This window comes from Pseudomonas sp. ANT_J12 (assembly GCF_008370045.1).
Lineage (GTDB): Bacteria > Pseudomonadota > Gammaproteobacteria > Pseudomonadales > Pseudomonadaceae > Aquipseudomonas.
On record NZ_VOBN01000035.1, the window covers coordinates 35,226 to 44,409 of the forward strand.

A 9,184-nucleotide genomic window follows, 5' to 3' on the forward strand; every position below is an offset into this window, starting at 1 on the left:
CAAGGTTTGCGAGATCAGCGTGAGATCAACCCACGCTCAATCGCGTAGTTAAGCAGCGCCGCCGGTTTGTCGATGTTGAGTTTGCGGCGAATGCTCAGCCGATGGGTTTCCACCGTGCGCACGCTGATGTCCAGTTCGCGCGCCATTTCCTTGTTGTTCAGTCCCAGCACCATTTTGCACAGCACCTCGCTCTCACGCGGGGTGAGCTCGTTGTCGGTCGGCCGGTCAGCCGCTAGCTTGCGGGCGATTTCGGCGCTGTAGAACGTCCCGCCACTGGCAATCGCCTCGATGGCCGCGATGATTTCACGGGAGGGGGAGTTCTTCAGCACGTAGCCGCTGGCGCCCGAGCGTACTGACTCGCTGACGTACTCGTTGTTGTCGTACATGCTGAGGATCAGGATCTTGATCGCCGGGTGGTCACGCCGCAGCACGCGGGTCAGTTCCAGGCCGTTCATGTCCTTGAGGCCAATGTCCACCAGCAGCAAATCGGGCTGGGTCCGGGCGACCATTTCAATCGCGCTCGCACCGCTGTCCGCCTCGCCGACGATGGCAAGAAAATCCACCACCGCCAGCAAGGCGCGAATGCCGTCGCGCACCAGGGAATGATCGTCGACCAGGGCGACACGGATCGGGACGGGCAGGCTCATCAAGTCATTTCTCTTATTGTGTGGGCTGTCTCGCTCAAGGGCAGCAGCACATTCAGCTCGCTGCGACCCGGCGTTGAATGCAGTTCGAGTCGGCCACCGAAATGCTCGACTCGTTCACGGATATTGCGCAAGCCGATACCGGCGTTCAGGCGGTCGACCCGATTGACGTTAAAGCCGATGCCATCATCAACGACGATCAGGCGCAATGCCTGCGGCGAACCCTGCAAGGTGATCGACACCGTGCTGGCCTGGGCGTGACGTTCAATATTAGTCAACCCTTCCTGGGCGATACGGAACACCGCCACCGCCGCACCGTCCACCAGATCGCAGTCGGTCAGGTTGCTTTCATAATTGACCTGCAAACCACTGCGCTGCTGGAACTCGGCAGCCAACTGGCCGATGGCGGCGGGCAGGCCCAGGGTGTCGAGCAGCGATGAGCGCAAGTCATGGGAAATGCTCCGCACCTCGCCGATGGCACTGCCGAGGCGCTCGGTGGCTTCGCGCAAAATGTTCAGGCCATTGTCGCGCCCGGCCTCGATCAAATGGCTGGCCAGTTCGAACTGAAACTTGATCGACACCAGCAACTGGCTGATGCCGTCATGCAATTCCCGGGAAACCCGTGAGCGCTCCTCTTCCTGCAAGCTGACAATGCGCTGGTTCAGGCGCTGGAGTTTTTTGTCGGCCAGGCGATGTTCGCTGACGTTCAGGGTCATGCCGCTGATAAACACCAGCAGCACGGCAATCAACGCCACCGCCGCAATCGCGAGCATGGTGCCGTGGATGCCGTGGGCGACTTCATCCCGGGCTTGTTGCGTGGCCTGTTCAACGTCTTCGAGGTAGATGCCGGTGCCGAGCATCCAGCCCCAGCGATCCAGCATCACCACGTAGGCGAGCTTGTCGGTGATCGCGCCGGTGGAAGGTTTTTTCCAGGCGTAGCGCTGGAAACCGGCGCCGGATTCGGCGCTTTTCAGCAAAGCCTGAATCACCGGCAGGCCGTGAGGGTCGGTCATGTCCCACAGGTATTTGCCCACCAGTTCGGATTGCCGCGCATGCATCAGGCTGCGGCCCTGGCGGTCGTAGACGAAGAAATAGCCGTCGACGCCAAAGCTGAGTTTTCGCAGTTCTTCGAGCACCCGCTGCTGGGCCACGGCGTCGCCGTGGCCATCGTCATACAACGGCTCGATCAGGCTCTTGGCCATTTCCACGTAGTTTTTCAGCTCCGCGCGTTTGCTGGCGAGAATGCTGTCTTCGATCAACTGCGCCTGCTGCTCGCCCAGTTGTCGGTTCTGGAACATCACCAGGGCGCAAATCACTGCAATCGCCAGGATCAGCGGCAGGATGCCCAGGGCAACGATTTTGTGTTTGAGCTGCATGTTCTACTCCTGTCCAGACCGGGCGACGGTGCGGCAGGGCCGTTGGCGGGTGTCGTGGTGGGGGCATGATAGGCCAAAAAGACCTGCACTTCGCCAGCGCAAAGCGGCGTCGGACTAATGGATGAAAGCGGTCTGCGTAGTACTACGTAGACGGGCCTTACGTAGTACTGCGGATTCCGCTGTCGGCGACATGCGCGGATATTAGGCGGGCTCGCATAACGGGCACCATTATAAAAATTATCGCCGCGGCCTATCGGACTGCCGGCAGGAGACACGCAATGACCCGTCTGGTTAAACACCTCGCCTGGTTTGTCGTGGCTGTCATTGGAGCGATTGCGCTGAGTGTCGTGGCCCTGCGCCGCGGCGAAGCGATCAACGCCCTCTGGATCGTCGTCGCCGCCATCGCCATCTACCTCGTTGCCTACCGCTATTACAGCCTGTTCATCGCCAACAGGGTGATGCAACTCGATCCCAACCGAGCCACTCCCGCCGTACTCAACAATGATGGTCTGGACTATGTGCCGACCAACAAACACATCCTCTTCGGTCACCACTTCGCGGCCATTGCTGGCGCGGGGCCTCTGGTCGGTCCGGTGCTGGCGGCACAGATGGGCTACCTGCCCGGTACGCTGTGGCTGATTGCCGGCGTCGTGTTCGCCGGCGCGGTGCAGGACTTCATGGTCCTGTTCATGTCCACCCGCCGTAATGGCCGCTCCCTGGGCGACATGGTCCGTGAAGAAATGGGCCGCATCCCGGGCACCATCGCGCTGTTCGGCTGCTTCCTGATCATGATCATCATCCTCGCGGTGCTGGCGCTGATCGTGGTCAAAGCCCTGGCCGATAGCCCGTGGGGCATGTTCACCGTGATGGCGACCATTCCGATCGCGATGTTCATGGGCGTGTACATGCGCTACATCCGCCCGGGCCGCATTGGCGAAATCTCGGTGATCGGCGTGGCGTTGCTGCTCGGTTCGATCTTCGTCGGCGGGCAGATTGCGGCTGATCCGGCTTGGGCCAAGGTCTTCAGCTTTACCGGTGTGCAAATCACCTGGATGCTGATCGGCTACGGTTTTGTCGCGGCGGTATTGCCGGTGTGGCTGATCCTGGCGCCGCGCGATTACCTCTCCACCTTCCTGAAAATCGGCACCATCCTGGCGTTGGCGGTCGGCATCCTGATCACCATGCCCGAGCTGAAAATGCCGGCGCTGACCCAGTTCATCGACGGCACCGGGCCGGTGTGGAAGGGCGGCTTGTTCCCGTTCCTCTTCATTACCATCGCTTGCGGCGCGGTTTCGGGTTTCCACGCGCTGATCGCTTCCGGCACCACGCCGAAACTGCTCGCCAGTGAAGGCCATGCCCGTTACATCGGTTACGGCGGCATGCTGATGGAATCCTTTGTTGCCATCATGGCGATGGTCGCCGCTTCGGTGATCGAGCCAGGCGTCTACTTCGCCATGAACAGCCCAGCTGCCGTGGTCGGTGGTGACGTGATTCAAGTGGCACAAACCGTCAGCAGCTGGGGTTTTGCAATTACCCCGGAAGCCCTGCAAGCAGTGGCCCATGACATTGGTGAAACCACCGTGCTGGCCCGTGCCGGCGGTGCGCCAACGTTGGCGGTCGGCATTGCGCAAATCCTGCACAGTGTCCTGCCAGGTGAAAACACCATGGCGTTCTGGTACCACTTCGCGATCCTGTTCGAAGCGCTGTTCATCCTGACCGCCGTCGATGCTGGCACCCGGGCCGGACGTTTCATGCTTCAGGACTTGCTCGGCTCTTTCGTCCCGGCGCTCAAACGCACGGAATCCTGGACCGCCAACCTGATCGCCACCGCCGGTTGCGTGGCGATGTGGGGTTACTTGCTCTATCAAGGGGTGATCGATCCGCTTGGTGGCATCAACACCTTGTGGCCGCTGTTCGGCATCTCCAACCAGATGCTCGCCGGTATCGCGCTGATGCTCGCCACGGTGGTGCTGATCAAAATGAAACGCCAACGCTACATCTGGGTGACCATGCTGCCAGCCGTGTGGCTGTTGATCTGCACCACGACGGCGGGCTTCATCAAGCTGTTCGACGCGAATCCTGCGATCGGCTTCCTGTCCCTGGCCAAGAAATACAGCGACGCGTTGGCCAACGGTCAGATCCTCGCCCCGGCCAAGAGCATCGACCAGATGCAGCACGTGATCTGGAACGCGTACACCAACGCTACGTTGACCGGGCTGTTCCTGTTCGTGGTGTTCAGCATCCTGTTTTATGCGCTCAAGGTCGGCATCGCCGCCTGGGGTACAAAAGAGCGTACGGATAAAGAATCGCCGTTCCAGGCTGTGCCCAATGTTCAATGACCTGAGTCGCCTCGGTAAATACCTCGGTCAGGCCGCGCGCCTGATGGTCGGCATGCCCGACTACGACAACTACGTCGAGCATATGCAAACCAAGCACCCGGACAAACCGGTGATGGATTACGAGATGTTCTTCCGGGAGCGTCAGGAGGCGCGTTACGGGAGTAAGGCTGGGCCGAAGTGTTGTTGAACTTGTAGGAGCATGGCTTGCCCGCGATGGCGATCTTTCGGACGCCATCGCGGGCAAGTCTTGCTTCTACACAACAGGTGATAGGCCACATCCGGCAATCGCGGCAATCCATCGCTCCCCCCGTTACCAGAGTTTGTCGCCTTTCGCCGGATCTGCGTTGCGCCGTTCCGGGCCATCGGGGTTGCCGAGGTTCACAAGCCTTCTTTCCAGCAGAACATTCTGAAGCGCCTGGCGTGCCGTCGGATCCAGTTGATGCTCACGCTCCTTGAGTTCAAGCAGAATTGGGCTGGACCAGGCGCGATAGGTTTGCTCGGTTATACGAACGGGGGTCATCTATCTCTCCTTGATTAGGCACCCGCCGTGAGGTGGGCGCTGTTCGATGAGGTAGAAACACTAGTTGAGGAAACGGGTTGTTGCCAGCATCGATCCGGCTGATTCCTGGCCACGATCTGAAAGCACTGTCCTGCTAGCCAAAAGCCACGTAACTTAGCGCGCAAAATAATTAGACGTTTAAGGAAGATGCGCGTGGGGGCTTTTCGACTGCTGCTGGCGGTGCTGGTGGCGATTTCACATATGGGCGTGACGTTTGCGGGGCTCAATCCCGGCGTGGTTGCGGTGATTTCCTTTTTGCTCATCAGCGGCTTTGTGATGACGTCCCTGATCGAAAGGAACTACAACGCCCCGGAGCAATTTCCATTGTTTTACGTGGATCGGCTGTTGAGGCTCTACCCGCAGTTTCTGCTCTACTTCACCGCCTCCTGCGTGGTGATTTACTGCCTGTTGCCCGGTACGCCGCAAGCGGCGGCGCTGACGGTCAAGAACATCGCCCTGAGCCTGACGATCGTTCCGCTGGATCTCTACATGTTCGGCTTCACCATTCCCGAGGTCCTGCCGGCCGCCTGGTCGCTGGGGCTCGAAATGTGTTTCTACCTGCTGATTCCATTCCTGATCGTGTACAAGCTGCGGGGCCTGGCATTTGTGCTGTCGGTGGCGGTGTTCATGGTCGCTTCCCTGGGTTACATCAATACTGACGTCTACGGTTACCGACTGCTGCCGGGCGTGCTGTTTATCTTTCTGTGCGGCAGCTACATGTACCGGATGCGGGCCAGGGCCGCGATGGTGATTGCCGCCACCGCGATCTTTGCCGGGCTGATGTTCGTGGCCATTGCCGTGGGGATGATTCCTCGACGCCCCTTCAACGCCGAGGTGACCGCCGGCATTGCCCTGGGCGTGCCGGCCGTCTTCCTGCTGAGCCGGCTGAAATACCACCGCATCGATGAGTTGCTGGGCAATATCAGCTATGGCGTGTTTCTGAACCACTTTGCGGTGATCTATTTCCTGCGGGGATTCTGGCCGTTTACCTTCACGGTCACGACGATGCTGTTGCTCTCGTTTTTGCTGAGCGGCGTGTCGTACTACTTTGTCGAACGACCGGCGTTGAAACTCCGTCACGCGCTGCGCAAGGGCGCGAAATTTGGAGTGGGTCGTGCAAGCACTGTTTGAGGCGAGGCTTGCCGCATGCTGAATGTCGAGTCATCCAGCGGGCGGCAAGTGGGGTGGGTCAGACGCAGGCCTGGCCGAGCTGATTGTCTTGCGCGGCGGTGAGCAGGTGCGCCGGCACGTTTGGCAGTACCTCGACGCAGGAGACTTCGAAATGCCCCATTATCTGGAGATGTCGCTCACTCAGTCCGGTCGACTCTTCTGCCTTTGCCATAGCCATTCTCGCGTGGTTCGCTGCGATTTCATTGAGAGTTGACACGTTACATCTCCGGGGTGACTGACCAAGCTGATTGTGATTGCTGCCGCGTCAGAATTACGTCGTTCTGGGGCTGCTAGACGGGCCTTTGCAATCCTCACGCCAGACAGACTCGGGCATTACGCGCCAGTTTTTATAGGCGACGAATGGTGAACCCTGGGGCCTGCTGGAAGCACACCGACCGTCAGCCAGCTTGAATTATCGGCCATGCCCGGACTCCATTGATCGAGGGGCAATTGTTCCTCGATGGTGGTGAACTCCGCGCTGAGGCAACTTAATGACATCGTTCGAAGATTTCAGAACCCAATCACACGCGCTCTTGATCGAGCTGGATGCCGCTACGATGGGGATGATGACGTTGGTGACATCAAAACGCGTTTCAGGGCCGGAATGGGACGCGGCCACGAAAAGACACCACGACGCGTACGAACGCTGGAACGCCTTCCTTAATATCCCCGGCTAGCGTGTGAAATGGGGGCGTAAATTGGCCATGCACTTCTTAAAGAGGAGCCGCACATGGACGCCGACCAAGTGAGCAAGCAAACGTCGGAGCAAAGAGTCTGGGATCGGTACTTCTGCGCTGCGTTGATTGCAGAGAGCCATCTGACAGCACCGATTGTGGGAGAGACCACCCACGAAGACCGGCAGAACCTGCTGGTTGAACGGGCCAAGGCACTCGCCGACAAAATGCTCGAACACCGCAAATAACCAGAGCCCAGCCATCGCGCTGGGCTTTTCATTGGCACGAGATACCGGTGATCGGCTGGCGTGAATCATTCGCCGAATGCCGGCTCAATGATCCTGAAGCCGTTGCTTCTTTTTTTTGGCCGGGTCAATGAAGGTGAATGCAATGACGTCAGTCGACGATTTCAGAATCAAGTCCCACGCACTGCTGATGGATCTCGATGCAGCCACCGCGCAAATGATGCAGCTGGTTTCCGCACGTTCGGTTTCAGGGCCGGCATGGGAGGAGGCCGTCAAGCGCCAGCACGATGCCTATGTACATTGGAATACGTTTATCAACAATCGCGATGGCGCCGATCCGGCCGATGCCAGTTAGTCAAGAGATGAGTGAGCGGTGTTTAACGTGTGGCGAAGGAGCAAGCTCTCTCGCCACAGGTTTGGTGTCAGGCCTGATGACTGCATCAGGCACTAGACCGGGTTCAGCTTCAAGAACCGCTACCCCCTTTACCCTCACCACCCCCTTTTGAACCTCCAGCAGGAGTAGGGCCGTTATCGGTGGTGCCTGCGTCGGCGCCATTGGACATGGAGCCCGTCGTGCCATCAATGCCCGTGGCCGACTTGCCACCGTCCGTGCCCGTCCCGACGCTGTTCGTTTCATTACCTTGCGGCTGCGCGGTACCCGGCGGAAGGGCAGAGCCTTCGGTCGTCTTCTCGGCAGCCAGGCCATAAAGCGAGCAGGTGGATAACAGGCCGGCGAGGGTGAGCACTGCAAATGTGTTTTTCATGGTCCCAGTCTTCCGTAAAAGTGATTGACACAATATTGGAAGAATGGGAATTGCAAAGGTGCTGAGGAGCGGACGAGTGGTGGTCAGGTGGGGGGTTGAGGCTTGCCCGCCGTGACTTGTTTCAGGTGTTCTCCTCGACCGTGTTGAGCGCCTGGACCCGGACATAGGTGCCGAACACGTGATCCCAGAGCGGCGAGGACACGCCGAAATTCTTCTCGATGCCCTTGCGGTGATGCAGGTCATGATTGGTCGCCAACCCGGAAACAAAACGGTAGGCCCAGTGTTCCGGACGGTGCATCACGTAGTGCAGCGAGATGTAGAAGAAGTAGCCGACGATCACACCGATGAAAACCGACGTCAGGCCAGTCAACCAAGCGAGCACCAAAAGACCGGCATAGGCTGAACTGGTCTTCCAGCTGGAAATGCCGATGAAAGCCAGCACATCGAGATGATGGGTCCAGTGCTCCCGGCGATACAGCGAATGAAACAGGAAACGGTGCACCAGATACTCAACCAACGACCAGGCCAGCAGACCGGCGAGTGCCTGACCGAGATGAAAGGGAGCGATGCACAGGGCAAGGACGACAAACAGCGGAACGGTGAAGAAGTCGAGGTAATACGCAGCCGATGACATCAGCCATTTGTTGGACGCAGCCATGCGCAAGGATTCCTTGGTGTGCCCGATGGGCATCAATTTGTGAGTCGATGAGGTAAAGCGCGGCAAAGCTAACATAAGCGCCTTGGATTGCATATTTCGACAGCTCACTTTCTTGGCTGCGCGAGTATTAATCCCATGTGCTGCTTAATGATTGGATCCAATAAAAGTTATAAGCCTGTTCTTTAATGGTCTGCGATACCGGTCGGTTTTACTGCTAGGTTGTCAATGCACAACAGCAACGCTCCCGATTACAAACAGCATGCCTTCTGCCACTAACGACACCTTTGAACCCGATACTTGCACCTCGCGGCCTGAGATATAGCGTGCAGTTGCCCTGGCCTGACTAGCGCTATGCGGTGAGGGCTTCGATAACGTTCATCCGTCATTAATCCGGGTGGGTAAACATCATCGCTTTTCATTATTGCTGTAACAAAAGGACTGCCGCTGCGCGGCTGCTTGTTTGCAATTTGGAGTATTCATGGTTACAGCTGCACTGATTTACATCATGGCGGTCATCAGTCCGGGTCCGAACTTTATTATTGTCAGCCGTTTTTCATCATTCAATTCGAATACACGCGCCAGATCGACGTCGGGCTGGCTGGCTGTCTTTCTGGTGGGGGGCTCGTTGAACGTATCCGCTCCATGAACCCCACATTCCAAGCGGATAGCTGACGGCTGATGCTGTGCTCCCGATTTCCATCAGGAGTCCATCACCATGATGCGTCCCAATGCCAGCGTTGAAAAAGTGTACCTCT

11 protein-coding genes are annotated in these 9,184 nt (G+C 58.3%); 5 read left to right on the top strand and 6 right to left on the bottom strand.

Translation table 11 applies throughout. The features are described 5' to 3' along the window. Positions 1-14 precede the first annotated feature (14 nt). The gene (locus FQ192_RS32935) at positions 15-647 is read right to left on the bottom strand and encodes a response regulator transcription factor (RefSeq protein WP_149662142.1); all 633 of its coding nucleotides are present in this window, start codon (positions 645-647) and stop codon (positions 15-17) included. After that, on the bottom strand, positions 647-2,020 hold the full coding sequence (locus FQ192_RS32940) for a cache domain-containing protein (RefSeq protein ID WP_149662143.1): 1,374 nt from the start codon (positions 2,018-2,020) through the stop codon (positions 647-649). Before FQ192_RS32940 ends, FQ192_RS32935 begins: the two co-directional genes overlap by 1 nt. 278 nt (positions 2,021-2,298) lie before the next feature. Here FQ192_RS32940 and FQ192_RS32945 point away from each other — a divergent pair, with 278 nt between their 5' ends. Then, on the top strand, positions 2,299-4,359 hold the full coding sequence (locus FQ192_RS32945; RefSeq protein ID WP_149662144.1) for a carbon starvation CstA family protein: 2,061 nt from the start codon (positions 2,299-2,301) through the stop codon (positions 4,357-4,359). Then, a complete protein-coding gene (locus FQ192_RS32950; protein ID WP_054050768.1) occupies positions 4,349-4,546 on the top strand; it encodes a YbdD/YjiX family protein in 198 nt (65 codons plus the stop codon). Before FQ192_RS32945 ends, FQ192_RS32950 begins: the two co-directional genes overlap by 11 nt. Before the next feature lie 123 nt (positions 4,547-4,669). Here the strand turns inward: FQ192_RS32950 and FQ192_RS32955 are convergent, their stop codons facing one another. Then, a complete protein-coding gene (locus FQ192_RS32955; protein WP_149662145.1) occupies positions 4,670-4,879 on the bottom strand; it encodes a hypothetical protein in 210 nt (69 codons plus the stop codon). 192 nt (positions 4,880-5,071) lie between these two features. Between FQ192_RS32955 and FQ192_RS32960 the strand changes: the two genes are divergently transcribed. Further along, positions 5,072-6,049, top strand: a complete 978-nt coding sequence (locus tag FQ192_RS32960; protein WP_149662146.1) for an acyltransferase — start codon at positions 5,072-5,074, stop codon at positions 6,047-6,049. Positions 6,050-6,107: 58 nt separating this feature from the next. Here FQ192_RS32960 and FQ192_RS32965 read toward each other — a convergent pair whose 3' ends face one another. Beyond that, the gene (locus tag FQ192_RS32965; RefSeq protein WP_149662147.1) at positions 6,108-6,305 is read right to left on the bottom strand and encodes a hypothetical protein; all 198 of its coding nucleotides are present in this window, start codon (positions 6,303-6,305) and stop codon (positions 6,108-6,110) included. Positions 6,306-6,818: 513 nt separating this feature from the next. On the opposite strand from FQ192_RS32965, the gene FQ192_RS32975 reads away from it, so the two are divergent. Beyond that, on the top strand, positions 6,819-7,010 hold the full coding sequence (locus FQ192_RS32975; protein ID WP_149662149.1) for a hypothetical protein: 192 nt from the start codon (positions 6,819-6,821) through the stop codon (positions 7,008-7,010). 142 nt (positions 7,011-7,152) lie between these two features. Next, entirely contained in the window at positions 7,153-7,362 is a 210-nt protein-coding gene (locus tag FQ192_RS32980) for a hypothetical protein (RefSeq protein ID WP_149662150.1), read from the top strand. A 109-nt stretch (positions 7,363-7,471) separates the two neighbouring features. On the opposite strand, the gene FQ192_RS32985 is transcribed toward FQ192_RS32980, so the two are convergent. Both FQ192_RS32985 and FQ192_RS32990 read right to left on the bottom strand, forming a co-directional pair. Beyond that, positions 7,472-7,771, bottom strand: coding sequence for a hypothetical protein (locus FQ192_RS32985; protein WP_149662151.1), 300 nt, complete (start codon positions 7,769-7,771; stop codon positions 7,472-7,474). A 121-nt stretch (positions 7,772-7,892) separates the two neighbouring features. Next, on the bottom strand, positions 7,893-8,429 hold the full coding sequence (locus tag FQ192_RS32990) for a sterol desaturase family protein (protein WP_149662152.1): 537 nt from the start codon (positions 8,427-8,429) through the stop codon (positions 7,893-7,895). Between the last annotated feature and the right edge of the window lie 755 nt (positions 8,430-9,184).